Genomic DNA, 23,997 nt, shown 5'->3' with positions numbered 1-23,997 from the left:
AATTTCCTGATTACAACGGACGTTGCCAACAAGCGCAGGCATGAACAGGCGTCATTATAATGACGCTATCCGTAAATGCTACGTTATCCGTTGATTATCCTGCGACGGGCGCAAAGATTTTTTTAAAGTCAGTCCCCGCGAGGACATTTTCCAGATGCAACACGAGCTCGCGCAGCCCTTGTTCGTCCTCAGCCGTGAAACGCGAGAAGACAACGCTGTCGATATCCAACACGCCAATTATCTGATTATTCACCGACAGCGGTAATACGATTTCAGAATTACTGGCGGCATCACAGGCAATATGTCCATCAAACTGATGCACATCTTCCACACGCTGAACGCGGTTCTGCGCCACAGCCGTACCACACACGCCGCGACCGACGGGAATACGCACACAGGCAATTTTTCCCTGGAACGGTCCTAACACCAGCGTATCACCTTCGAGCAGGTAAAAACCGGCCCAGTTCACCCCATCAAGACGCTCAAACAGTAATGCGCTGGTGTTCGCCAGCGTCGCTAAAAAACTGGTTTCGCCTGCCATTAACGCCTGAAAATCGCGGTTAAGGTCCGCGTAAAATTCTGTTTTGTTCATTATCCAACCACTTTGGTGTCTTACTTTGAAAAACTGCGTAGCCTATTAAAATAAGCATTAAATGCGTTGATGCTCAAGATGTTCCCGACATGAGTTAAGATAGATTTATTCCAACCTTTCCTGACGTACGCAATGGCACTGAAGATTCGACAACTCGCGGCTACGCAAAAACTCGCCATTCACCGGGTAGGTGAAGCATTGCCCCGCGCACATTATCAGCGCTGCCCGCAATGCGATACGCTTTTTGCGTTACCGGTTATGAAATCGCACCAAAGTGCATTCTGCCCCTGCTGCGACGCTAAAGTCCGCGATGGTCGCGACTGGTCGCTAACCCGGCTTGGGGCCATGGCGGTGACGATGATTTTGCTGATGCCCTTCGCCTGGGGCGAGCCGTTGTTGCACTTGTATCTGTTAGGTGTGCGTATCGATGCCAATCTGTTGCAAGGGATCTGGCAAATGACCGCTCAGGGCTCGCCGCTCACCGGTGCCATGGTCCTGTTTTGCACCGTAGGCGCACCGTTGGTTTTGGTTACCGCGATTGCCTATTTATGGCTTGGCAATATTATCGGCATGAATCTTCGCCCGGTACTGTTAATGCTGGAGAAACTCAAAGAGTGGGTGATGCTGGACATTTACCTGGTGGGCATCGGCGTTGCATCGATTAAAGTCCAGGATTACGCCTTCTTGCAGCCGGGTGTGGGTTTGTTTGCCTTTACCGCGTTGGTGATCCTGAGCGTAATGACGCTTGTCCACCTGAATGTTGAGCAATTATGGGAGCGATTTTATCCGCAACGTCCGGCGAAACGTCCCGATCCACAGTTGCGTATTTGCCTCGGGTGTCACTTTACGGGCATTCCCGATGTGCGTGGTCGCTGCCCTCGCTGCCATATTCCGCTCCCCTTGCGGCGTAAGCAAAGCCTGCAAAAGTGCTGGGCATCGCTAATTGCATCATTCATTCTGCTTTTTCCGGCCAACCTGATGCCAATTTCAATTATCTACGTTAATGGCACGCGACAGGAAGACACCATTCTCTCTGGTATTGTTTCACTTGCACACAGCAATATCGCTGTAGCAGGAGTCGTCTTTATCGCCAGTATTCTGGTGCCGTTTACCAAAGTGATTGTGCTGTTTACACTGCTTCTCAGCATACATTCCAAATTTGAACAGGGGTTACGCACTCGCCTTCTGCTTTTGCGCTTTGTGACCTGGATCGGGCGTTGGTCGATGCTCGATCTGTTTGTCATTTCACTGATGATGTCACTGATTAATCGCGACCAGCTACTCGCTTTTACAATGGGACCGGCCGCGTTTTATTTCGGCGCGGCGGTAATTTTGACTATTCTTGCTGTGGAATGGCTGGACAGTCGCTTACTTTGGGATGCACATGAGTCAGGAAACCCCCGCTTCGCCGACTGAAGCGCGTATAAAATCAAAACGGCGCATTTCGCCGTTCTGGCTGTTACCGGTGATTGCCTTGTTGATCGCAAGCTGGCTTATCTGGAGCAGCTATGAAGACCGGGGTAATACCATCACGATCGATTTTATGTCCGCCGATGGCATCGTTGCCGGGCGCACCCCCGTGCGGTATCAAGGTGTGGAAGTCGGTACCGTGCAGGATATTCGCCTGAGTGACGATCTGAAAAAAATTGAAGTTCGCGCCAGTATCAAAGCCAATATGAAAGATGCCCTGCGCAGCGAAACCCAGTTCTGGTTGGTCACGCCGAAAGCGTCGCTGGCCGGTGTCTCCGGGCTGGATGCGCTGGTTGGCGGTAACTATATCGGCATGATGCCAGGAAAAGGCGATCCGCAAGAGCACTTCACAGCGCTCGATACCCAGCCGAAATATCGTCTGAATAATGGCGAATTGATGATCCATCTGCATGCCCCGGATTTAGGCGCGCTAAACAGTGGATCGCTGGTCTATTTTCGCAAAATTCCCGTAGGGCGCGTCTACGATTACGCCATCAATGCCAACAAACAAGGTGTGACCATCGATGTGCTGATCGAGCGTCGTTTCACAAACCTGGTCAAGAAAGGCAGCCGTTTCTGGAATGTGTCCGGCGTGAAAGCGGACGTGAATCTCAGTGGCGCGAAGGTAGAACTTGAAAGCCTGGCGGCGTTGGTTAATGGCGCTATCGCTTTTGATTCACCGGATGACTCACAAGCGGCCGCACAAGATGATGAGTATGGGTTATATGAAGATTTAGCCCATAGCCAGCGCGGTGTGCTGGTGAAACTGGATCTCCCTAGCGGACAGGGGCTGAAGGCCGGTTCGACGCCACTGATGTACCAGGGGCTGGAAGTGGGCGAACTGACAAAAATCAATCTCAATCCTGGCGGTAACGTCACGGGCGAGTTGACCGTTGATCCGGGTGTCGTCAACTTGCTGCGCGATACCACCCGCATTGAGATGCGTAGTCCCAAAATATCCCTTGATAACCCTAATATCAGTTCGCTGTTAACCGGCAATACGCTTGAGCTGGTGCCGGGCGAAGGTCAACCGCGTAATCAGTTCCCGGTGTTGCCGGCAGACAAAACTTTATTGCAAGCACCGGGAGTACTGACGCTAACGCTAACCGCACCGGAAAGTTATGGTATCGACGCCGGACAACCTCTGGTATTGCATGGCGTACAAATAGGCCAGGTGCTGGAACGCACCCTCACAAATGACGGTGTCTCTTTTGCCGTGGCTATCGATCCGCAATACCGCTCGCTGGTGCACGGTGACAGCAAATTTGTGGTCAACAGCCGCATCGACGTGAAAATGGGTCTGGACGGCGTTGAGTTCCTCGCTGCCAGCGCCAGCGAGTGGGTCAGCGGCGGGATCCGCATTCTGCCCGGCGATAAAGGGGAGATGAAAAAAAGTTACCCGCTGTTCGCCAACCTCGATAAAGCGCTCGAAAACAGTCTGAGCGATCTGCCAACCACTACCCTGACGCTGACGGCAGAAACCTTGCCAGATGTTCAAACCGGTTCCGTGGTGCTCTACCGCAAATTCGAAGTAGGTCAGGTGATAACCGTTCGCCCGCGTGCGAATGCATTCGACATTGATTTGCATATTAAACCGGAATATCGCGACCTGCTGACCACCAACAGTGTGTTCTGGGCTGAGGGGGGCGCGAAAGTGCAACTCAATGGCAGCGGTCTGACCGTGCAGGCGTCTCCACTTTCCCGGGCGATTAAAGGCGCAATCAGTTTTGATAACCTCAGCGGCGCCAGCGGGCGCGTGCGCAAAGGCGATAAACGCGTGCTTTATGCCTCGGAAACCGCAGCGCGCGCAGTGGGCGGTCAAATCACCCTGCATACATTCGATGCCGGTAAACTGGCCGCGGGAATGCCGATCCGCTATCTGGGTATTGATATCGGGCAGATCCAGAACTTACAGTTGCTCACGGATAAGAACGAAGTGCAGGCAAGCGCCGTGCTCTATCCGGAATATGTGCAAACCTTCGCCCGTGCCGGTACACGTTTCTCGGTAATCACACCGCAAATTTCTGCCGCTGGCGTTGAGCACCTTGATACGCTGTTGCAGCCTTACATCAATGTTGAACCGGGCCGCGGTGAGATGCGACGTGATTTTGAAATTTCCGAAGCCACCATTACCGACTCCCGTTACCTTGATGGGCTAAATATTGTGGTTGAAGCACCGGAAGTGGGTTCGATGAACATCGGCACGCCAGTGCTGTTCCGCGGTATCGAAGTTGGCACCGTGACAGGATTGACACTGGGTACATTGTCAGATCGTGTGATGGTGGCGATGCGCATCAGCAAGCGTTATCAGCACCTGGTGCGCAACAACTCAGTATTCTGGCTGGCGTCAGGTTACACGCTGGACTTTGGTTTGACCGGCGGGGTAGTGAAAACCGGCACCTTTAATCAGTTCATTCGCGGTGGCATTGCCTTCGCAACACCACCCGATACGCCATTAGCGCCAAAAGCTCAGCCGGGTAAACACTTCTTGTTGCTGGAAAGCGAGCCTAAAGAGTGGCGTCAATGGGGGACGGCCCTTCCGCGTTAAACCTGCTGGCTCCGGCGTGCCTGCGCCGGAGCCTTTATGCTACACTGCGCGCCTGTTTTACTCCTTGTGGGGCGCTCTGTGGCTCAAAACGCTGTCTACTTTCCTGAAGAATTCCTGGCGCAAATGCGCCTCGCAATGCCGGAACATCTCTCTTTCGACGAATTCATCGCTGCCTGTCAGCGCCCGCTGCGTCGCAGTATCCGCGTGAATACGCTAAAAATCACCGTGACAGATTTTCTGGCGCTGGTGTCACCCTATGGCTGGCAACTGACGCCTGTTCCGTGGTGTGCAGAAGGCTTCTGGATCGAGCGGGATGATGAGGAGACACTGCCGCTGGGCAGTACCGCGGAACACTTAAGCGGCTTATTTTACATTCAGGAAGCCAGTTCCATGTTGCCTGTTGCCGCACTGTTTGCCGACGGTGAGATGCCGCAACGGGTGATGGATGTCGCGGCCGCGCCAGGGTCGAAAACCACGCAAATCGCCGCAAAGATGGAAAACAAAGGCGCTATTCTTGCTAACGAGTTCTCCGCCAGTCGGGTGAAAGTACTGCATGCCAATATCAGTCGTAACGGTATCCGTAATGTTGCGTTGACCCATTTCGATGGTCGCGTATTTGGCCCCGCGCTACCGGGGATGTTTGATGCGATTTTGCTTGATGCCCCCTGCTCCGGGGAAGGCGTAGTGCGTAAAGATGCCGATGCCCTGAAAAACTGGTCGGTCGCCAGCAATCGGGAGATAGCTGCCACCCAGCGCGAACTGATCATGAGCGCCTTTCACGCATTACGTCCCGGCGGAGTCCTGGTTTATTCCACCTGTACACTCAACCGTGATGAAAACGAAGCCATCTGTCATTGGTTACGAGATCAATATCCACATGCCGTTGAGTTTCTACCACTGGGTGAACTTTTCCCCGATGCTGGACGCGCGCTCACTGCCGACGGTTTTCTGCACGTTTTTCCACAAATTTATGACTGCGAAGGCTTCTTTGTCGCCAGACTGCGTAAAACTGCCGATGTCGACGCCCTGCCCGCCCCCACCTATAAAGTGGGAACTTTCCCCTTCACCCCGCTGAAACCGCGTGAAGCCGCATTGGTTGAAACAGCAGCAATGGCCGTGGGACTGAGCTGGGGTGAGGAACTGCATCTGTGGCAGCGGGATAAAGAAATCTGGCTTTTTCCGGCCGATATCGAACCGCTGATCGGAAAAGTCCGTTTTTCCCGCATCGGTATCCGCCTCGCCGAAACACACAATAAAGGTTATCGCTGGCAACATGAAGCCATCATTGCACTGGCGGGCCATGATAATCCTCTTGCCTTCCCACTGACGCAAGCAGAAGCCGAAGAGTGGTATCGCGGACGGGACATCTACCCTCACACCGCGCCACCGCGCGATGATGTGATTGTGACGTTCCAGGGCCAACCGCTGGGGCTGGCCAAAAAAGTCGGTTCACGGCTGAAAAACAGTTACCCCCGCGAACTGGTGCGTGATGGGCGCTTATTTGCCGGGAATGCGTGACGGCGCGCAAAAAAATAGCACGATCTGACTGGCAACTTGCTCTGTGTTGTACCAGGCTGAATTTTGGATGGCCTTACTGGTCGTACCACAATATCAGCGATCAATGGAGAGCATTATGACGAAGACCAGCGTGCGCATTGGCGCATTCGAAATCGATGATGCCGAGCTGCAGGGGGATAATCAGGGGGAGCGAACGTTACGTATCCCGTGCGATTCTGACCCGGATTTATGTATGCAACTTGATGCCTGGGATGCGGATACCAGCATACCGGCAATTCTCAACGGCGAACATTCGGTCCTGTACCGGGAACATTACGATCAGAAATCTGATACCTGGGTTATGCGTCTTGCCTGATCCAAAGGGAACCCGTCCGTAAGACGGGTTATTTACCCTTCTGCTTTCCCCTGTCCTCATTCATCCCCTACACTTATCGTTACGTTGTACTGTACCGAGGATGGAATGTTCGCTCTGGTCTTATTCGTTTGCTACCTGGACGGTGGGTGTGACGATATCGTCATTGATGTGTTCAATACCGAGCAACAGTGCCTGCGAGCCATGGACGATCAGCGTTTGCGCCACGGAGGCTGCTACCCCGTTGAAGGGTTTATTGACGGTTTCTGGCGTCCGGCCAATGAATTCAGCGATTTTTAATCACTGCACCTGCACCAGTGTTAATGCACCGCCAAACACCGCTCCCGTGTCGATATAGTGCAAATTATACGCATCATAACGCTGCTTTAGCGGCGTATGTCCGAACCAGAAATGGTCAGCCCCGGCAATTTTGCCGCCTTTGCCGGATAAAAGCTGATTCAGCCTGTCGCGTCGCCACAGCACTGACTCGCCGTCTACCGCTTTATCCCACTGGTACTCTTCTGCCGGATAATCGGCGTGCGCAATGACATTGATGCCGCTGTCACAGCGTACTTCAAGGATATAGGGCAGCGCTGCACAGGAGTGCAATGCGGCCAACGCCCGCTGCTGCTCTGCATGATCAAGTTCTGCAAACCATCGCCCACCATTACGTTGCCACATCGCCATATCACCGTAACGCAATGCATCAATCGCCATCTGCTCATGATTACCACGTACGGTTTTAAACCATCTTTTATGCAATAACCCAAGGCACTGAAGGCTTTGCGGTCCCCGATCAATCAGGTCGCCGACGCAAATAAGCAAATCCTGATAAGGGTCAAAGCGGCGTTCACGCAATGCTTGCATAAGTTGCGGGTGACAACCATGCAGATCGCCCACAATCCAGATGTGTCGCCAAAGCGTACCGTCAATACATTTATACATATTTCCCCCCCTTATTTTTAGTATAGAAAACCCCCTTGACGAAGGGAGGGAAATTCAAAATGCACGATTAATCTAAATCATTCCTAAACGAAGCGTAAATAAAACACCCGGCAGCGTTAATTTGTATTTTGCGGATCTCTAAAATGGGCGGTGAAACAATAAGAGGTCCTCATCGTGTCAAATATCAGCCTGCGTACAGAACTTAACACAAATAACAATCGGCATATTATTTCCGATTTAGTCACCGGCCGTCTTATTCCGGGACCGATCTGGAAAAAGACTGATTATCGAATTAAGTTTCTGCTACGTTCGTTGCTTTTCTGGTCGCCAACGAACCGCATGCTGAACAATCTGTCGTGTCGCCCGGAATTTGACCGTCTGCTTAGCGCTCAGGTAACACTGCCGAGTAAGACGCACCGCCAGTATCTGACCCGCGGTTTAAATGCGGCCCAGCGTGCTGATGCTATTATTGCGCATTACACCTGGCTCGACGAGCAGGTTCCTCCTGTGCTGGCAGATGCGCTGAGTGCGGCAGAATCGTGCCAGATCATTGAATTTACAGGCAAAGATGATAGCCGTTTTTGTCTATACGCTTCCTGTGCCAGTAAAGCAGAACGTGAGGGCGAAAGTACATTGTGGCTACGTGATGCTGATAATATCTTGCTGGCCAGTGCAACATTCAGCGTAGTGAGCGAAAACGGTCAGCGCGCGCTGGTCATTGGCGGATTGCAAGGGCCGCGTAAAAGCGTTAATCATGATGTCATTAAAGTCGCTACCCGCGCCTGCCACGGCGTGTTCCCGAAAAAGATGTTGCTGGAGGTGTTGAGCCAGTTAGCTGCACAAACGGGCGTAACGGCGCTGTATGGAGTCAGTGATAACGGTCACGTATTTCGCGCGCTGCGTTATCGTTTAAGCAAAGGTCGTCATTTCCACGCCAGTTACGATGAATTCTGGGCTTCAATCGAAGGCGAAAAAGAGAATACCTGGCGCTGGCGTTTACCCACGCAATTTACCCGCAAACCATTGGAAGCGATTGCCAGTAAAAAACGTGCCGAATATCGCCGCCGTTTTGAATTGCTGGATGATGTGGCGGCGAAACTTAATCAACTGTTTCTCTCATAAACAGTAAAAGGCAGAGTATTACACTCTGCCTTTTAATAGAACCAACCGCTGGTCATATTTCAGCTTGCCATCTTTCAGAAAATCCCCCTCCGTGCTTCACGTATCGCCTCACAATTTAATCACAATTTTTTAAGATTTAACTTAAGTTAACCCCATGAATTACTGATAAATTGGCGCTCCCTGTCGAGGAGTTTATATGAAAAAAGTCATTTTTCTGGTTATCACACTCAGTGCATCGCTTTCTCTTTCTGGATGTATCGGTCCCTTTTGGGGACCGGGCCCAGGCGGCGGACACGGTGGGGGGCGCGGTGGAGCTCCAATGCAAGGTCCAGGTGGCGGTGGACCGGGAGGCTGGTAAGGAAAGAAGGCCTGCGCACGGCGCCAAGAAATAGATAGACAGAGTGCGCGGTCATAACTGCGCGTTTCCTTTTAATGGCCTTTCCGACGCCAGTACAACAGTCGCGTGATAACCGCTTGAATTCGCGCTGCCGGGCTGGTATTACTGGAGTGCCCAAAAAAAAGACCGAACACGATTCCTGTATTCGGTCCAGGGAAATGGCTCTTGGGAGAGAGCCGTGCGCTAAAAGTTGGCATTAATGCAGGCTAAGTCGCCTGGCACTTTAAGAATAGATGACGACGCCAGGTTTTCCAGTCCGCGACAAAAGTGGTCAAAAAAATCAGGTTATCGTCACGCTTCAAAATGTCAAAACCGCAAGAGTTGTTAATACAGCCTTGCGGTTTTTTATTTTAAATCAGTGCGTTAATGACAGACTTTAACAAAGCGTCTCGGCCCGGGTGATAAAGGGTGCAAGACTCATTTTTTCACCTGGCCGGTTGGGATCGTCAATCTGGATAATGCTAATCGGCTGGCCGCTGCTTTTGCCGCTGGCAACCTGTTGTTGTGCAATATCGTTGAGCGGATACTGCACCAACGTGCTCGGGTTAATCGCGTACAATGCCTTACCCGGACGGCAGGTGAGCATCACTTCTTCGCGATTAAACGCCCACTTGTCTTTACCAATTTCAAAACGGCTAACAGTGATCACTTGCGGCGTCGCCAGCGCAGCGCCCGAACAGGCCAACAGCAACAACATCAATATACTTTTTTTCATTCTTTCCGCCAGGTTCAGTCAAAAAGGTTCCCAGGTTGCAAATACACTTACCGCCGCCAGCACCAGCGCGCCCAGCCCCACTTCAACCCATGTCATGCGGATAAACTGCTGCCGGGCAGTGTCATTTTTCAGGCTCAGCCGTGGCACCAGAACATACCGATTCACAAGGGCAATTACCACCATCAACGCGACAAGCGCACATTTCAGCAACAGCATCCGCCCCCATGCGCTGTTCCACGGTAAAACGTTCCCCTGAACCATCAGGGTATTAATAATACCGGTCAGAACAACCCCGGCGACGGCAAAATGCCCGTAGCGAGAAAAACGCATCATTGTCGCTATCGCGGCGGCATGCCAGCGTCCACGCGCCAGTTGCATGCAAAACAGCACCGGAAGCAATCCGCCAAGCCAGACAGCCGCGCAGAGCAAATGCAAAAGATGATTACCACGTTGCAATACTCCCACTACGCCTTCTCGCGTCGCAGCGTGACCAACGCCTGCCGCCAGCAAAAACTGGATAGCCACCAGCAACAGCAGTCGTTGCTGATTCTGCGGTTGCAACAGGGCAACAATCAGGGTTAACGAGGCCATCAGGATTTGTAGCGTCCAAACCGAACCGAACTGCGTGCTGGTTAGCGCCAGCCAGATTTCCGGTCGCCAAACATCCTGCCAGCCATTCCCCATTATTCCACCCTGAACGCCGAATAGCAGCACGGTACTCACCGCATTCAGCCACAGGCAGAGGTGTTGCAATGCGTGAAAACGATGCGTCAGCAAACGGCGCAGGTTACGCGGAGCCAGCCACGCGCTGAACAGCGCGCTGCCGAGAATCAGCATCAGTGCTGCAAAATGAAGGAATCGCAGCGCAACATATCCCGTTGCCAACATGGTTACTTCACGGAAAATTGATACTGACCGTGGGTTTTGTGCCCGTCGACGGACACCACATGCCAGTTAACAGTATATTGGCCCGGGGTGAGCGGCTGCTCCAGCGGTACGATCATTTGCATTTTGTCATTCTCATTGCGTTTGATCGCGCCGGTCGGGATAATTTGCTGCTGACTCCCTGTTACGCTGATACCACTGAACTGCGCTTCGATGCCTTCAGAAAAGGTGAGCGTTAGCGCCTGCGGTGCAGCGGTAACCTCCGCCCCCGCGGCCGGATACTGGTTTTTCAAATGCGCATGCGCCAGCGCGGCAGGAGTGGCAAAAAGGGCGGTGATCAGCGCGATCATGCGCCAGCGGCGAACAGCAGATGTGAGCATATTGTTCATTCCTTTTTGTTATACATATGGGACAGAGAATAGCCCTGTATAATAATCGCGTCGAGTATCATTGTCGGCGTGCTTGTCTGTATGCGGCAGGTTGCGTAACTTTTGCCGCGTGAACCCAGGAGAAAATCATGACAACGAACCTTGCACAGCTTGGGCAGGATGAAATGGATAAGATCAATGTCGATCTTGCCGCAGCTGGCGTCGCATTTAAAGAACGCTATAACATGCCCGTGGTTGCTGAAGCCATTGAGCGTGAACAGCCAGAGCACCTGCGAGCCTGGTTTCGCGAGCGTTTGATTGCGCATCGGCTGGCCTCAGTGTCGCTTTCCCGCTTACCTTATGAGCCTAAAGCGAAATAATGGAGTTGGGTATGTTGCGTGTTATCGATACCGAAACCTGCGATCTGCAAGGGGGGATTGTCGAAATTGCCTCCGTTGACGTCGTGGACGGGCAAATCGTCAACCCGATGAGCCATCTGGTTCGCCCTGACCGCCCCATCAGTTCACAAGCCATGGCGATACATCGGATCACCGAATCGATGGTAGCCAATCAGCCATGGATTGAAGAGATTGTGCCGAATTATTACGGCAGTAACTGGTATGTCGCCCACAATGCCAGCTTTGATCGCCGCGTCCTGCCGGAAATGCCCGGCGAGTGGATTTGTACCATGAAACTGGCGCGTCGCCTGTGGCCGGGAATCAAATACAGTAATATGGCGTTGTATAAATCCCGCAAGCTCAGCGTACAAACGCCGCCAGGTCTGCACCACCACCGGGCACTTTACGACTGCTATATTACCGCCGCGTTACTGATAGATATCATGCAGGTCTCAGGCTGGACAGCAGATGAAATGGTGACAATTACCGGCCGCCCCGCACTGCTGACAACCTTTACGTTCGGTAAATACCGGGGCAAACCGGTCGCCGAAATTGCCGATCGCGATCCGGGCTACCTGCGGTGGTTATTCAATAACCTTGAGCGCATGAGCCCGGAACTGCGTCTGACGCTGAAACACTATTTGGGTGAAGAGTAGTCCGCGTTTTGCCCCGGCAACGTCCCCTGCGCCAGGGCTATCAGGAAGGCATATTCCAGCGCTACGCCTTCATAGGATTTAAATCGCCCTGATTTCCCACCGTGCCCGGAATCCATGTCCGTACAGAGCAACAGTACGTTGTCGTCGGTTTTATACTCCCGTAGCTTGGCAACCCATTTGGCCGGTTCCCAGTATTGCACCTGCGAGTCATGCAGGCCGGTAGTGACCAACATGTGCGGATAATCGTGCGCGCCGATGTTGTCGTAGGGACTGTAGCTTTTCATGTACCGGTAGTAGGTTTCATCCTGGGGGTTCCCCCACTCCTCAAACTCGCCAGTGGTAAGAGGGATCGACTCATCCAACATGGTGGTGACCACATCAACAAAAGGCACCTGGGCAATCACACCGTGAAATAAGGACGGGCGTTCGTTAATTACCGCACCAATTAACAGTCCGCCCGCACTTCCGCCCATGCCATAGCAGAACAGCGGCGAACCGTAACCCTGCGCGAGCAAACTGTCCGTAACGTCAATGAAATCGTTGAACGTGTTTTTCTTGTTGAGGAATTTGCCTTCTTCATACCATGCCTGCCCCAATTCTCCCCCGCCACGCACATGCGCAATCGCGCATACAAAACCGCGATCCAACAGGCTCAAACGGCTACTGCTAAAATCGGCATCCATACTGGCACCGTAAGATCCGTAACCATAGACCAGCAATGGATTTTGCCCGGCGCGAAAATGATTTTTGTTGTACACCAGCGATACCGGCACTTCGACACCATCCCGCGCGTGGATCCATAAATGCTCGCTTTGGTACTGACTGGCGTCAAAACCTGCCACATTAATCTGCTTGATGACACGCCGTTCACCGCTGTCCATATCCAGCTCAAACAGTGTGTCCGGCGTGGTCATCGATGAGTAACCGTAGCGCAGCCGCGACGTTTCTGGCTCAGGGTTATAAGCAAGCCACGTGACATACGCCGGATCATCAAATGCAATACCAACAACTTCGCGGGTTTTCCGGTTAATTTGCCGTAGACTGGTCAATCCGCGCTGCCGTTCTTCAACCACCAACCAGTCGGTAAACAGGGTAAATCCTTCTAACATCACCTGGTCTCGTGCCGGGATCAGCACTTCCCAGCGCTTTTCATCACGTACTTTAGTGCGATAAAGACCAAAGTTTTTACCGTCCCGATTCGATCGTAGATAGAAGGTGTGCTGGTAGTGATCGAGGCTGTATTCATGGTCTTTACGCCGGGGTAAAAAACGTAGCGGTTGGGCATCCGGCAATTCCGCATCAAGAAGCAAAACTTCGCTGGTAGTGGCACTGGCCAGATGGATGGTGATGTAGTGCTGCGAGGTGGTTTTGCTCAATCCGACGTAGAACGCTTCATCCTGCTCTTCATAGACCAGTTCATCATGTTGCGCGGGCGTACCAACAGTATGTCGCCACACCTGATACGGTAACAACGTTGTCGCATGTTTGCGCACATAGTAGAGCGTTTCAGAATCGTTGACCCAGACGAACTCTGGCGAGACGTTATCAAGCATCTCCGGATACCAGTTCCCGGTTTCAAGGTTGCGAAACCGCAGGCCATATTGCCGACGCGACAGGTAATCTTCCGCAATGGCCATAATGGTATTATCGGGCGACACGGACATGCCGCCGAGGGTATAGAATTCACTATGCGCCGCGCGTTGGTTCGCATCCAGAAGCACCTGCCATTCATCCCATTCGGCACTCAGCACGGACTGACGCTGATAGATAGCATATTCGTTGCCGGGTTCGTAGATATGGCGATAGCGGTAGCCATTTTTGATATAAGGTGCAGAAATCTCACGCTGCGGAATGCGCGAGATAATCTCCCCCAGCACTCGGTCCTGAAGCGCCTGTTGCGACGCCATCACCTCATGCCCATAGCGGTTTTCTTGTTGAAGATAGTCCAGAACGTCTGGCTGGGAACGCGAGTCGTCCCGCAGCCAGTAATAATCATCGATACGTGTATCACCATGCACAGTCAGGGCATGGGGGATTCTTTTCGCTTTCGGCGGCATAGCACTGTTCTTTTTAGTTTTACATACCTATAAGGGTGGCAAAACCCGCGCGCGATGCAAGCGAAACGTAGCAGTTGTTATTGCGGGAGAGCATGTTTTTGTTGCTTAAGATCCTCTTCAATCCCTTCACGCACATCGGCAGGGATTTTTAGCGCATCGCCCAACGCGTTAAGGTAACTGCGCTCCATAAAGTGATCGATATCGATAACAGCGCAACTGAGGAAATAGATTTCCAACGCTTCTTCTTCGTTTTTGACACCCCGCGCCAGCCGTTCAGGCTCAAGAGGCTGCTCAATGGCCTGCGCGATTAGCGCCCGTCCCTGCTCTTCCACGCCTGCTTCTCGAAGTTGTTGTTCGATAGCCGCGCGTTCCTTGTCATCGATATGACCATCACTTTTGGCTGCAAAGACCAGTGCCAGGATCAGGCGTTCTGTGCGCACATCCAACGGTGAATGGTGTTGACCAAACTGGGGCTCACCCTGGTGAGCATCACGGATACGATCTTTGTATTTATTCCACAGCACGCTGCCGGCTACCGCACCACCGCCAACCAGCAAGGCGCTGGTACCGTATTTGGCCAGAAGTTTACGCGATGATTTACTGGCAACCAGCAGTCCGGCAAGACCACCCAGCGCACCGGGTACCAGCAGTTTGCTTAACCCCTGCGCGTCTGAGGAAGAAGATACTGCTCCGCCTTTCTGACCAAGCAGCGACTGTAATTGATTTAACCAACTCATGATGTCCCTCGCCTACTGATAATGGTGCGCTCAGAGTAAGCGAGGGGATGTCAGGAAATGTCTGACTCTGCAAAAGATGGGAAAATTGTGTCAGTCAGGTTGTGGTTGATAGTCCGCCGTACCGGCCTTGCAGTCGATCACCACTTTATAGTGGATATCAGTGCTTTTCCCGCGTACGGTTAACGGTACAGCCCATTTATCGCCCTTGCCGACAATATCCTTGGTGCTGATCCAGGCCACAGGATCAGCCTGTCCAAGTTTTTTTTGATCGTCTGCCCAACGAACAATGCGATTTTGCAAATAGTCACGCTTAACGCTGGCGGCAATGCCTTCAGCGTTAAGCCCCTCGCACGAGGGAAACTTCACCGACTTATCGTTAGCGGCATGCGCCGCTGCACTGCCCGCCAGCAAAAGAAAGCTGGCGAAAACCCCTGCTATTTTCATGCTTATCTCCTGGTTTTTACCCCTTCAAAGCATGGTACAAATTACAGGCAGTGCAAGATCAGGCAACTTTCGCGCGTTTGGCTGCGCTTTTAATGTCGACGGTGTCTGTCGGCTCACTCTCCACATCCGCCGCCGGTGACATTTCAGGTTCCTGTGCCTCTGTTCCAGGCAATTTGCCGGACTTAAGGATGCTGCTAAGTGCGTCTTTTTGTTCGGCAAGCCACAGCGCCATTTGGTCACGTGTTTCGTCTTCCAGTGTGACCGGACCTGCGCCTAACCAGTCACCCAGAACTTCCGCCAGATCAAGCATCTTATCGTAAGCATCCGCTTCCTTTTTGCTGGCAAAAGACATTTTTTCCTCACCTTCTCTAATGACTACGTATTTAACTTCTACCGCCATGATGCAGCCTCATTTAACTGTTTATTTATACAGTATAGTAGCGCGATGAAAAAACCATCGCAAGTGATAAAAGACAGACGCAAACGTTTTCGTTTATACTGCGCGCAGATTTTTTCCCAACGGTAAGCTGCTATGACTCTTTTAGGTACTGCGCTGCGCCCTGCAGCAACTCGCGTGATGTTACTCGGTTCCGGCGAACTGGGCAAAGAAGTGGCCATTGAGTGCCAACGTCTCGGCATCGAAGTGATTGCCGTTGACCGCTATGCCGATGCCCCGGCAATGCATGTCGCCCACCGTTCGCATGTTATTAATATGCTGGATGGAGAGGCGCTGAAAGCGCTGGTAGCGCAAGAAAAACCCCATTTCATTGTGCCGGAAATCGAAGCCATCGCCACCGATACGCTGATTGAACTGGAAGCACAAGGCCAGCACGTTGTCCCCTGTGCGCGTGCTGCAAAGCTGACAATGAACCGTGAGGGCATTCGTCGTCTCGCGGCGGAAGAACTCCAGCTTCCGACGTCCAGTTACCGTTTTGCTGACAGTGAAGCCGCATTCCATCAGGCGGTTGAAGAGATTGGGTTGCCGTGTATTGTTAAGCCGGTTATGAGTTCATCTGGCAAAGGCCAGAGCTTTATTAAAAGTACTGACCAGTTAGCTAAAGCCTGGGAATATGCACAACAAGGCGGCCGTGCCGGAGCCGGTCGCGTGATTGTCGAAGGCGTGGTCCACTTTGATTTTGAAATCACGCTTTTGACAGTCAGCGCGGTGGATGGCGTGCATTTTTGCGCTCCCATTGGCCACCGTCAGGAAGACGGGGATTATCGTGAATCCTGGCAGCCGCAGCAGATGTCCACCGTCGCGCTGCAACGCGCGGAAGAGATTGCCCGCAAAGTCGTCCTGGCGCTCGGTGGTCACGGTCTGTTTGGCGTGGAGTTATTCGTGTGTGGCGATGAAGTCATCTTCAGCGAAGTCTCTCCGCGACCGCATGATACCGGTATGGTTACGCTGATTTCGCAGGATCTCTCCGAGTTCGCGCTGCACGTGCGCGCCTTCCTCGGCTTGCCTGTTGGCGACATCCGCCAGTATGGCCCGTCTGCTTCGGCGGTCATCCTGCCGCGTTTGAGCAGCCGGAATGTGACCTTCGATAACGTGCATGAAGCGGTGGGCGCTGGTGTGCAGTTGCGCCTGTTCGGCAAACCGGAAATCGACGGCTCCCGTCGACTGGGCGTCGCGCTGGCGACGGGCGAGAATGTCGAAACCGCCGTACAACGGGCGATTACGGCAGCGAAGACCGTTAACGTTCAGGGATAAAAAAAGCCCGCCAGCAGTAACGCTGAGCGGGCTTTATGGCTGGCGGGGTTAGACCCGCCGCACGGTTACTGCTTCGCGCCTTCTACCGCTTCACGTGCCAGTTTAGTGATGCGGTCATAATCACCTGCTTCCAGCGCATCTGCCGGCACCAACCAGGAACCGCCGATGCACAGCACACTTTTCAGCGCCAGGTAGTCACGGTAGTTTGCCGGAGAAATCCCGCCAGTCGGGCAGAAACGCACATGCGCAAACGGACCGGCAATGGCTTGCAGCGCTTTGGTGCCGCCATTCGCTTCAGCCGGGAAAAATTTAAACTCTTTCAGACCGTAGTCCATGCCCAGCATCAGTTCGGAAACGGTGCTGATACCCGGGATCAGCGGGATTGAGCCTTCCGTTGCGGCCTTCAGCAGCGGTTCGGTCAGACCCGGGCTGATGGCGAACTGCGCACCCGCAGCGGTCACTTCCGCCAGTTGCTGCGGGTTCAGCACGGTGCCCGCACCAACAATCGCGTCCGGCACTTCTTTAGCAATCGCACGGATAGCGTCTATGGCACAAGCGGTGCGCAGAGTCACTTCCAGAACGCGAACGCCTCCGGCAACCAGCGCTTTCGCCATCGGCACCGCGTGTTCCAGTTTGTTCACTACGATCACCGGCACAACCGGGCCAGTTTTCAGGATTGTTTCTGCACTCGTTTTCCAGTTTTTCATCAGGTTTTTCTCTCGCCAGAACTAAAATCGTGTCGTCTTAAAAAGTGATACAGGTTGCGCCCTGCTCCGCCCCGGAAAGTTTCTCCCGCAGTGCGCCGAACATTTCGCGCCCTGTGCCCACGCGCATCGCGCTCAGGTCAGGAATATGTGGTTGACGTGCGGCAAGTTCGTTTTCATCCACCAGCAGCGTTAATTCTCCCGTCTGCCCGTTGACCCGGATGATATCGCCATCACGCACTTTCGCCAGCAATCCACCATCATAAGCCTCTGGTGTTACGTGGATCGCCGACGGCACTTTACCCGATGCACCTGAGAGCCGTCCATCGGTTACTAAAGCTATTTTGAAACGGCGGTCCAATAATACACCAAGTGGCGGCATGAGTTTATGTAATTCTGGCATTCCGTTCGCTTTTGGCCCCTGATGACGTACAACAACCACGCAGTCACGGTCCAGCAAACCTGCATCGAAGGCCGGCAACACGTCATGCTGGCTTTCAAAAACAATCGCCGGCGCTTCAATAATCTGATTTTCCACCGGCACGGCGGAGGTCTTCATGACAGCACGGCCAAGGTTACCACTCAGTACCTTGGTGCCGCCGTGTTTGGAGAACGGTTTATCAAAGGTGGCAATGACATCGGCATCGAGCGAGACCTCAGCGCCAGGACGCCAGTCAAGCTCACCATTATTCAGCCACGGTTCGTTGGTGTAGCGAGTCAGACCAAAGCCCGCCACCGTATTGACGTCTTCATGCAGCAGGCCGCCTTTGAGCAGCTCGCGCATCAGAACCGGAACGCCACCTGCCGCCTGGAAGTGGTTAATGTCGGCCGGGCCATTCGGATAGAGGCGTGCCAGCAACGGCACTACATCAGAAAGGTCAGAGAAATCATCCCAGTTGATAATAATGCCCGCCGCGCGAGCCATCGCCACCAGGTGCATGGTGTGGTTGGTTGAGCCGCCCGTTGCCAGCAGCGAAACGATGCCATTTACCACCACTTTTTCGTCAATCATCTTGCCAAGCGGCATCCATTCGTTGCCATTGCCGGTGAGACGCGTTACCTGACGTGCAGCCGCTTCGGTTAAAGCCTGTCGCAGCGGGGCATCCGGATGCACAAAAGAGGAACCGGGTAACTGCATGCCCATAAATTCAATCACCATCTGATTGGTGTTGGCAGTGCCATAGAAAGTACAGGTGCCCGGTGCATGATAAGACGCAGCTTCAGATTCCAGCAGCGCCATGCGATCGACTTTACCTTCAGCATAAAGCTGGCGGATACGTACTTTTTCTTTGTTCGCCAGACCGCTGGCCATTGGGCCTGACGGCACGAACAGCGCGGGTAAATGACCAAATGAGAGCGCCGCCATCGCAAGGCCGGGGACAATTTTGTCGCACACACCGAGATATAACGCGCCATCAAACATATTGTGTGACAGGCCTACCGCAGCCGACATGGCGATAATTTCACGGCTAAGCAGTGAAAGCTCCATACCGTCCTGCCCTTGGGTAACGCCATCACACATCGCCGGAACACCGCCGGCAACCTGCCCCACCGCATTAACGGAATGCAGCGCTTTGCGCAGGATAGTCGGGTAGGTTTCATAGGGCTGGTGCGCAGACAGCATATCATTGTAGGAAGTGATGATGGCGATGTTGTTGCGCAACATACTTTTGAGTGAGGCTTTATCCTCGGGCTGGCAGGCAGCGAATCCGTGCGCCAGATTGCCGCATGCTAGTGATGAGCGGCGTACCGTGCTGCTTTTCGCCTGTTCGATGCGGGCAAGGTAGGCTGAGCGGGTTTCGCGCGAACGTTCAATAATACGATTTGTTACGCGTAACATTGTCGGGTTCATAGAGGCTCCTGAAATTTATCTGTCCGGGGAAACAATATGCGCGGTATAAACGGTTTTTCCTGCCAGCCCGAAACACCGGATTACTGTGCCCCAAAGGCAAAATCGCTTCAGCCAGTGTAATAAAAAAAGCCCCGCTGGTGAATCCAGTCGGGGCCTGAAAGATGAAAAATTGTCCTGATTTCTGTGTTAGATCATGTTACCGGTAAAATAGCATCATCAGAACAGCAGCAAGGTTACTCAAACTCGTTCCAGGAACGGCCATCGCGGGTGATCATTGCCACGGAAGCAACAGGCCCCCAGGTGCCCGCCTGATACGGTTTCGGTGAGTCATTATCCGCAGCCCAGGCTTCAGTAATGGAGTCCACCCATTTCCACGCCTCTTCTACTTCATCACGGCGCACAAACAGCGCCTGGATGCCGCGCATGGTCTCCAGAAGCAGACGCTCGTAAGCATCTGCAAGGTGCGTCTGGTTAAACGTTTCAGAGTAGCTGAGGTCGAGTTTGGTGATCTGCAGATTATGCTTGTGATCCAGACCCGGCACTTTGTTAAGAACCTGGATATCCACGCCCTCATCGGGTTGCAGACGGATAGTCAGCTTGTTCTGTGGCAGATCCTGCCAGGACTCTTTGAACAGATTCAGTTCTGGCGTTTTGAAATACACTACGACTTCAGAACATTTCGCCGGCAGACGTTTACCGGTGCGCAGGTAGAACGGCACACCCGCCCAGCGCCAGTTGTCAATATCCACGCGGATAGCAACAAACGTTTCGGTATTACTGGACTTGTTAGCGCCCTCTTCTTCCAGGTAACCCGGCACTTTTTTGCCTTGAGCAAAACCGGCGGTGTACTGACCGCGTACAGTTTTTTCACGCACGTTGGTACGGTCGATGCGACGCAATGACTTCAGCACTTTCACTTTTTCATCGCGAATGCTGTCCGCACTCAGGTCTGACGGCGGCGACATCGCAATCATGCACAGGATTTGCAGCAGGTGGTTCTGGATCATGTCGCGCATTTGACCTGCCTGGTCAAAATAGCCCCAGCGACCTTCAATACCCACCTCTTCCGCCACGGTGATTTCCACGTGATCGATAGTGCGATTATCCCAGTTGTTCACAAACAGAGAGTTGGCAAAACGCAGCGCCAGCAGGTTAAGCACCGTCTCTTTACCCAGGTAGTGGTCGATACGGTAAACCTGGCACTCTTCGAAATATTCACCCACCTGGTCGTTGATCTCACGCGAAGTCGCTAGTGAGGTTCCCAGCGGTTTTTCCATCACCACGCGCGCCGGTTTGGCGTTCAGTTTGGCTTCGCCCAGCCCCTTACAGATGGCACCAAAGGTGCTCGGCGGCATCGCAAAATAGTTGATGGTAGTGCGATTTTTTTGATCCAGCATATCGCCAAGGCGTTTAAACGCAGCGGTGTCGTTAACGTCGAGATTGCAGAAATCAAGACGACCGCTTAGCTTGTCCCACAAGCTCTCGTCGATCTTCTCCTTCATAAAGGTTTCGAGCGCTTCACGGATCACCTGAGTGTAAGCTTCTTTATCCCAGTCGGCGCGTCCAACGCCCAGGATACGCGTATCCGGGTGGATCTGACCCGCTTTTTCCAGTTGATACAGGGAAGGCAGCAATTTCCGGCGTGCGAGGTCGCCTTTCGCGCCGAAAATGACCAGGTCACACGCCTGGGCTGTTTGTATTACCGCCATGTCATTCTCCTCAGTTGGCTATCCTGGTACTCTAGCCAGGTCTTAGTTGTAATTTTATTACAGTACAATGTACTGCTTTTACGTCATTCCCGAAACTGTTAAGCCTTGTCAGGAAGTGCGTTATTTTGTTGTGACGAAAAATACGTTTTTTCGCCCTGAAAATGCTGGATGTTTGCCCAGGACGCAGCCAATAAAATCCGACGTTGATCAAGTAATGAAAAAAAACAACATCGTTTTTCACAACCGCTTACTTTTCTGCGACGCGCAGGGGTAATATCAAATTCAATCGCATCACGATTTCCCCTTTGTGGAATCGTTTTACCATGAGCGCTTTATCACCCATGAATATGCTGGAAAAAATCCAGTCGCGACTGGAAAACCTTAGCAAATCCGAACGTAAAGTGGCGGAAGTGATCCTCGCAACGCCGGAGCAGGCCATTCACTCCAGTATCGCCGCGCTTGCGCAAGAAGCGGGGGTCAGCGAACCGACGGTGAACCGTTTCTGCCGCAGCCTCGATACGCGCGGTTTCCCTGATTTTAAACTGCATCTGGCGCAAAGTCTTGCCAACGGCACGCCTTATGTTAATCGCAATGTCGATGAAGATGACAGTGTCGAAGCCTACACCGGCAAAATCTTCGAATCGGCGATGGCCAGTCTCGATCATGTGCGTCAGTCGCTGGATATGGCGTCGGTAAACCGCGCGGTGGATTTACTGACCCAGGCGAAAAAAATTGCCTTCTTCGGTCTTGGCTCGTCCGCCGCCGTGGCGCACGATGCCATGAATAAATTTTTCCGTTTTAATGTTCCGGTGGTCTATTCCGACGACATTGTCCTGCAACGCATGAGTTGTATGAATTGTAGCGACGATGACGTAGTCGTGCTGATTTCGCATACCGGGCGAACCAAAAATCTGGTTGAACTTGCGCAACTGGCGCGTGAAAACGATGCCATGGTGATTGCGCTAACCTCCGCAGGTACCCCGCTTGCGCGCGAAGCGACGCTTGCGATCACGCTGGATGTTCCGGAAGATACCGACATTTACATGCCCATGGTTTCCCGCCTTGCGCAACTGACGGTTATCGACGTACTGGCAACCGGGTTCACGTTGCGCAGAGGAGCAAAATTCAGGGATAACTTGAAGCGAGTCAAAGAAGCACTGAAAGAATCGCGCTTTGATAAGGAGCTGCTTGTCAAAAGCGATAACCATTAATAGTTAATAATAAAGCGGTAACCTCTTACGCTGTTCGGCCAGACAAATTGCTCTTCACAGCAGGGCGATACATGACCGAATTCATGTTCACGCAACACCAAGTTGTTTCAGTCAACGGAGTATTACATGTCCAGAAGGCTTCGCAGAACCAAAATCGTTACCACCTTAGGTCCGGCAACCGATCGCGATAACAACCTTGAGAAAGTTATTGCTGCCGGCGCTAACGTGGTGCGGATGAACTTCTCACACGGAACACCGGAAGATCATAAATTACGTGCCGACAAGGTACGTGAGATTGCGGCAAAACTGGGACGTCATGTTGCTATCCTCGGCGACTTACAAGGGCCAAAAATTCGCGTTTCCACCTTTAAGGAAGGCAAAGTCTTCCTGAACATCGGTGATAAATTCCTGCTTGACGCCAACCTGGGTAAAGGCGAAGGCGACAAAGAAAAGGTCGGCATCGACTATAAAGGTCTGCCGGCTGATGTCGTTCCCGGCGATATCCTGCTGCTGGATGATGGTCGCGTACAGCTAAAAGTGCTGGAAGTTCAGGGCATGAAAGTGTTCACCGAAGTCACCGTCGGCGGCCCGTTGTCCAACAATAAAGGCATCAACAAACTCGGTGGTGGTCTGTCTGCAGAAGCGCTGACGGATAAAGACAAAGCGGATATCGTTACCGCTGCAATGATTGGCGTTGATTACCTGGCTGTCTCCTTCCCGCGCTGCGGCGAAGATCTGAACTATGCGCGCCGACTTGCGCGCGACGCAGGCTGTGACGCAAAAATCGTGGCAAAAGTTGAGCGTGCGGAAGCCGTTTGCAATCAGGAAGCGATGGATGATGTGATCCTCGCGTCCGATGTAGTGATGGTTGCCCGTGGCGACCTCGGCGTTGAGATTGGCGACCCGGAGCTGGTGGGTATCCAGAAAGCGCTTATCCGCCGCGCCCGTCAGCTAAACCGCGCGGTGATCACCGCAACCCAGATGATGGAATCAATGATCACCAACCCGATGCCAACCCGCGCAGAAGTGATGGACGTCGCTAACGCCGTCCTGGACGGCACCGATGCAGTCATGTTGTCTGCGGAAACCGCCGCTGGTCAGTATCCTTCTGAAACCGTTGCTGCGATGGCGCGCGTTTGCCTGGGCGCCGAGAAGATCCCCAGCATCAACGTCTCCAAACACCGACTGGATATTCAGTTTGACAACGTGGAAGAGGCCATCGCGATGTCGGCGATGTATGCCGCGAACCACCTGAAGGGTGTAACCGCTATCATCACCATGACTGAATCAGGGCGTACGGCGCTAATGACGTCACGTATCAGTTCGGGTCTGCCGATTTTTGCCCTCTCCCGACATGAGCGCACACTGAACCTGACCGCGTTGTACCGTGGTGTTACGCCGGTCTATTTCGATAGCTATACCGATGGCGTTGCCGCAGCCAATGATGCAGTTATCTTGCTGCGTGATAAAGGCTATCTGCTCTCCGGCGACCTGGTCATTGTGACTCAGGGCGACGTGATGGGCACCATCGGCACCACCAACACCACGCGTATTCTGACCGTCGAATAATGACTGTGTAGAATGCAAAAGGCCTCCCTGTTCAGGA

Annotated in this window: 23 protein-coding genes; 11 read left to right on the top strand and 12 right to left on the bottom strand. The window is 52.9% G+C overall.

Translation table 11 applies throughout. From position 1 onward, the window contains the following. Nucleotides 1–94: 94 nt before the first annotated feature. Nucleotides 95–592 carry a GAF domain-containing protein gene (locus O9K67_RS10475; RefSeq protein ID WP_061496631.1) on the bottom strand — a complete coding sequence of 166 codons (498 nt, stop codon included), beginning with the start codon at nucleotides 590–592 and terminating at the stop codon, nucleotides 95–97. Nucleotides 593–724: 132 nt separating this feature from the next. On the opposite strand from O9K67_RS10475, the gene yebS reads away from it, so the two are divergent. The 5 genes from yebS to O9K67_RS10450 all read left to right on the top strand — a co-directional run bounded on the left by yebS (nucleotide 725) and on the right by O9K67_RS10450 (nucleotide 6,780). Further along, a complete protein-coding gene (gene yebS, locus O9K67_RS10470; protein WP_061496633.1) occupies nucleotides 725–2,008 on the top strand; it encodes a membrane integrity lipid transport subunit YebS in 1,284 nt (427 codons plus the stop codon). After that, nucleotides 1,977–4,610, top strand: coding sequence for a PqiB family protein (locus O9K67_RS10465; RefSeq protein ID WP_061496636.1), 2,634 nt, complete (start codon nucleotides 1,977–1,979; stop codon nucleotides 4,608–4,610). The genes yebS and O9K67_RS10465 overlap by 32 nt, the downstream gene beginning before the upstream one ends. A gap of 78 nt (nucleotides 4,611–4,688) precedes the next feature. Then, a complete protein-coding gene (gene rsmF / locus O9K67_RS10460) occupies nucleotides 4,689–6,128 on the top strand; it encodes a 16S rRNA (cytosine(1407)-C(5))-methyltransferase RsmF (RefSeq protein ID WP_148654716.1) in 1,440 nt (479 codons plus the stop codon). Between the two features lie 115 nt (nucleotides 6,129–6,243). Then, nucleotides 6,244–6,483: a YebV family protein gene (locus O9K67_RS10455; protein ID WP_061496641.1), complete on the top strand. Its 240-nt coding sequence runs from the start codon at nucleotides 6,244–6,246 to the stop codon at nucleotides 6,481–6,483. Nucleotides 6,484–6,588: 105 nt separating this feature from the next. Then, complete coding sequence (locus O9K67_RS10450; protein WP_061496644.1) at nucleotides 6,589–6,780, top strand: YdfD/YebW family protein; 192 nt, start codon at nucleotides 6,589–6,591, stop codon at nucleotides 6,778–6,780. Here the strand turns inward: O9K67_RS10450 and pphA are convergent, their stop codons facing one another. After that, nucleotides 6,781–7,425, bottom strand: coding sequence for a protein-serine/threonine phosphatase (gene pphA, locus O9K67_RS10445; protein ID WP_061496647.1), 645 nt, complete (start codon nucleotides 7,423–7,425; stop codon nucleotides 6,781–6,783). Between the two features lie 174 nt (nucleotides 7,426–7,599). Between pphA and O9K67_RS10440 the strand changes: the two genes are divergently transcribed. Beyond that, complete coding sequence (locus tag O9K67_RS10440) at nucleotides 7,600–8,547, top strand: VirK/YbjX family protein (RefSeq protein WP_061496649.1); 948 nt, start codon at nucleotides 7,600–7,602, stop codon at nucleotides 8,545–8,547. A gap of 773 nt (nucleotides 8,548–9,320) precedes the next feature. Here the strand turns inward: O9K67_RS10440 and O9K67_RS10435 are convergent. Genes O9K67_RS10435 through yobA form a run of 3 tightly spaced genes read right to left on the bottom strand, consistent with a single transcriptional unit; the run spans nucleotide 9,321 to nucleotide 10,924 of the window. Further along, nucleotides 9,321–9,659: a YebY family protein gene (locus O9K67_RS10435; protein ID WP_061496654.1), complete on the bottom strand. Its 339-nt coding sequence runs from the start codon at nucleotides 9,657–9,659 to the stop codon at nucleotides 9,321–9,323. Nucleotides 9,660–9,677: 18 nt separating this feature from the next. Further along, the gene (gene copD, locus O9K67_RS10430; protein ID WP_061496656.1) at nucleotides 9,678–10,547 is read right to left on the bottom strand and encodes a copper homeostasis membrane protein CopD; all 870 of its coding nucleotides are present in this window, start codon (nucleotides 10,545–10,547) and stop codon (nucleotides 9,678–9,680) included. 2 nt (nucleotides 10,548–10,549) lie between these two features. Next, nucleotides 10,550–10,924, bottom strand: a complete 375-nt coding sequence (gene yobA / locus O9K67_RS10425; RefSeq protein WP_061496658.1) for a CopC domain-containing protein YobA — start codon at nucleotides 10,922–10,924, stop codon at nucleotides 10,550–10,552. Between the two features lie 137 nt (nucleotides 10,925–11,061). On the opposite strand from yobA, the gene O9K67_RS10420 reads away from it, so the two are divergent. After that, nucleotides 11,062–11,292, top strand: coding sequence for a DNA polymerase III subunit theta (locus tag O9K67_RS10420; protein WP_061496660.1), 231 nt, complete (start codon nucleotides 11,062–11,064; stop codon nucleotides 11,290–11,292). An 11-nt stretch (nucleotides 11,293–11,303) separates the two neighbouring features. Further along, on the top strand, nucleotides 11,304–11,966 hold the full coding sequence (gene exoX, locus O9K67_RS10415) for an exodeoxyribonuclease X (protein ID WP_061496662.1): 663 nt from the start codon (nucleotides 11,304–11,306) through the stop codon (nucleotides 11,964–11,966). Here exoX and ptrB read toward each other — a convergent pair. The 4 genes from ptrB to O9K67_RS10395 all read right to left on the bottom strand — a co-directional run bounded on the left by ptrB (nucleotide 11,948) and on the right by O9K67_RS10395 (nucleotide 15,604). Continuing rightward, nucleotides 11,948–14,023 carry an oligopeptidase B gene (ptrB, locus tag O9K67_RS10410; protein WP_061496664.1) on the bottom strand — a complete coding sequence of 692 codons (2,076 nt, stop codon included), beginning with the start codon at nucleotides 14,021–14,023 and terminating at the stop codon, nucleotides 11,948–11,950. The genes exoX and ptrB overlap by 19 nt on opposite strands. Nucleotides 14,024–14,100: 77 nt before the next feature. Beyond that, nucleotides 14,101–14,763: a tellurite resistance TerB family protein gene (locus tag O9K67_RS10405; RefSeq protein ID WP_061496667.1), complete on the bottom strand. Its 663-nt coding sequence runs from the start codon at nucleotides 14,761–14,763 to the stop codon at nucleotides 14,101–14,103. Nucleotides 14,764–14,850: 87 nt separating this feature from the next. Then, nucleotides 14,851–15,204 (bottom strand): protein YebF, encoded by a 354-nt coding sequence (gene yebF, locus O9K67_RS10400; RefSeq protein ID WP_061496668.1) that lies wholly within the window; start codon nucleotides 15,202–15,204, stop codon nucleotides 14,851–14,853. Between the two features lie 58 nt (nucleotides 15,205–15,262). Further along, nucleotides 15,263–15,604: a YebG family protein gene (locus O9K67_RS10395; RefSeq protein WP_061496670.1), complete on the bottom strand. Its 342-nt coding sequence runs from the start codon at nucleotides 15,602–15,604 to the stop codon at nucleotides 15,263–15,265. A gap of 132 nt (nucleotides 15,605–15,736) precedes the next feature. Between O9K67_RS10395 and purT the strand changes: the two genes are divergently transcribed. Beyond that, on the top strand, nucleotides 15,737–16,915 hold the full coding sequence (gene purT, locus O9K67_RS10390; protein WP_061496672.1) for a formate-dependent phosphoribosylglycinamide formyltransferase: 1,179 nt from the start codon (nucleotides 15,737–15,739) through the stop codon (nucleotides 16,913–16,915). Nucleotides 16,916–16,980: 65 nt separating this feature from the next. On the opposite strand, the gene kdgA is transcribed toward purT, so the two are convergent. The 3 genes from kdgA to zwf all read right to left on the bottom strand — a co-directional run bounded on the left by kdgA (nucleotide 16,981) and on the right by zwf (nucleotide 21,180). Further along, on the bottom strand, nucleotides 16,981–17,622 hold the full coding sequence (kdgA, locus tag O9K67_RS10385) for a bifunctional 4-hydroxy-2-oxoglutarate aldolase/2-dehydro-3-deoxy-phosphogluconate aldolase (RefSeq protein ID WP_061496675.1): 642 nt from the start codon (nucleotides 17,620–17,622) through the stop codon (nucleotides 16,981–16,983). A gap of 37 nt (nucleotides 17,623–17,659) precedes the next feature. After that, complete coding sequence (gene edd / locus O9K67_RS10380; protein ID WP_061496679.1) at nucleotides 17,660–19,471, bottom strand: phosphogluconate dehydratase; 1,812 nt, start codon at nucleotides 19,469–19,471, stop codon at nucleotides 17,660–17,662. 233 nt (nucleotides 19,472–19,704) lie between these two features. Continuing rightward, a complete protein-coding gene (gene zwf / locus O9K67_RS10375) occupies nucleotides 19,705–21,180 on the bottom strand; it encodes a glucose-6-phosphate dehydrogenase (RefSeq protein WP_061496682.1) in 1,476 nt (491 codons plus the stop codon). A gap of 341 nt (nucleotides 21,181–21,521) precedes the next feature. Between zwf and O9K67_RS10370 the strand changes: the two genes are divergently transcribed. After that, nucleotides 21,522–22,391, top strand: coding sequence for a MurR/RpiR family transcriptional regulator (locus O9K67_RS10370; protein ID WP_061496684.1), 870 nt, complete (start codon nucleotides 21,522–21,524; stop codon nucleotides 22,389–22,391). Between the two features lie 126 nt (nucleotides 22,392–22,517). Further along, nucleotides 22,518–23,960 (top strand): pyruvate kinase, encoded by a 1,443-nt coding sequence (pyk, locus tag O9K67_RS10365; RefSeq protein WP_061496686.1) that lies wholly within the window; start codon nucleotides 22,518–22,520, stop codon nucleotides 23,958–23,960. The last annotated feature ends 37 nt before the right edge of the window (nucleotides 23,961–23,997 follow it).

It is taken from the genome of Kosakonia oryzendophytica (assembly GCF_027886705.1).
Taxonomy (GTDB): domain Bacteria; phylum Pseudomonadota; class Gammaproteobacteria; order Enterobacterales; family Enterobacteriaceae; genus Kosakonia; species Kosakonia oryzendophytica.
This window is presented reverse-complemented; position numbering and strand designations above follow the sequence as displayed.

Coding starts and splice junctions, on each gene's coding strand:
- O9K67_RS10475 (WP_061496631.1), bottom strand. CDS start 592: ATGAACAAAACAGAATTTTACGCGGACCTTAACCGCGATTTTCAGGCG.
- yebS (WP_061496633.1), top strand. CDS start 725: ATGGCACTGAAGATTCGACAACTCGCGGCTACGCAAAAACTCGCCATT.
- O9K67_RS10465 (WP_061496636.1), top strand. CDS start 1,977: ATGAGTCAGGAAACCCCCGCTTCGCCGACTGAAGCGCGTATAAAATCA.
- O9K67_RS10455 (WP_061496641.1), top strand. CDS start 6,244: ATGACGAAGACCAGCGTGCGCATTGGCGCATTCGAAATCGATGATGCC.
- O9K67_RS10450 (WP_061496644.1), top strand. CDS start 6,589: ATGTTCGCTCTGGTCTTATTCGTTTGCTACCTGGACGGTGGGTGTGAC.
- pphA (WP_061496647.1), bottom strand. CDS start 7,425: ATGTATAAATGTATTGACGGTACGCTTTGGCGACACATCTGGATTGTG.
- O9K67_RS10435 (WP_061496654.1), bottom strand. CDS start 9,659: ATGAAAAAAAGTATATTGATGTTGTTGCTGTTGGCCTGTTCGGGCGCT.
- copD (WP_061496656.1), bottom strand. CDS start 10,547: ATGTTGGCAACGGGATATGTTGCGCTGCGATTCCTTCATTTTGCAGCA.
- yobA (WP_061496658.1), bottom strand. CDS start 10,924: ATGCTCACATCTGCTGTTCGCCGCTGGCGCATGATCGCGCTGATCACC.
- O9K67_RS10420 (WP_061496660.1), top strand. CDS start 11,062: ATGACAACGAACCTTGCACAGCTTGGGCAGGATGAAATGGATAAGATC.
- exoX (WP_061496662.1), top strand. CDS start 11,304: ATGTTGCGTGTTATCGATACCGAAACCTGCGATCTGCAAGGGGGGATT.
- ptrB (WP_061496664.1), bottom strand. CDS start 14,023: ATGCCGCCGAAAGCGAAAAGAATCCCCCATGCCCTGACTGTGCATGGT.
- yebF (WP_061496668.1), bottom strand. CDS start 15,204: ATGAAAATAGCAGGGGTTTTCGCCAGCTTTCTTTTGCTGGCGGGCAGT.
- O9K67_RS10395 (WP_061496670.1), bottom strand. CDS start 15,604: ATGGCGGTAGAAGTTAAATACGTAGTCATTAGAGAAGGTGAGGAAAAA.
- purT (WP_061496672.1), top strand. CDS start 15,737: ATGACTCTTTTAGGTACTGCGCTGCGCCCTGCAGCAACTCGCGTGATG.
- kdgA (WP_061496675.1), bottom strand. CDS start 17,622: ATGAAAAACTGGAAAACGAGTGCAGAAACAATCCTGAAAACTGGCCCG.
- edd (WP_061496679.1), bottom strand. CDS start 19,471: ATGAACCCGACAATGTTACGCGTAACAAATCGTATTATTGAACGTTCG.
- zwf (WP_061496682.1), bottom strand. CDS start 21,180: ATGGCGGTAATACAAACAGCCCAGGCGTGTGACCTGGTCATTTTCGGC.
- O9K67_RS10370 (WP_061496684.1), top strand. CDS start 21,522: ATGAATATGCTGGAAAAAATCCAGTCGCGACTGGAAAACCTTAGCAAA.
- pyk (WP_061496686.1), top strand. CDS start 22,518: ATGTCCAGAAGGCTTCGCAGAACCAAAATCGTTACCACCTTAGGTCCG.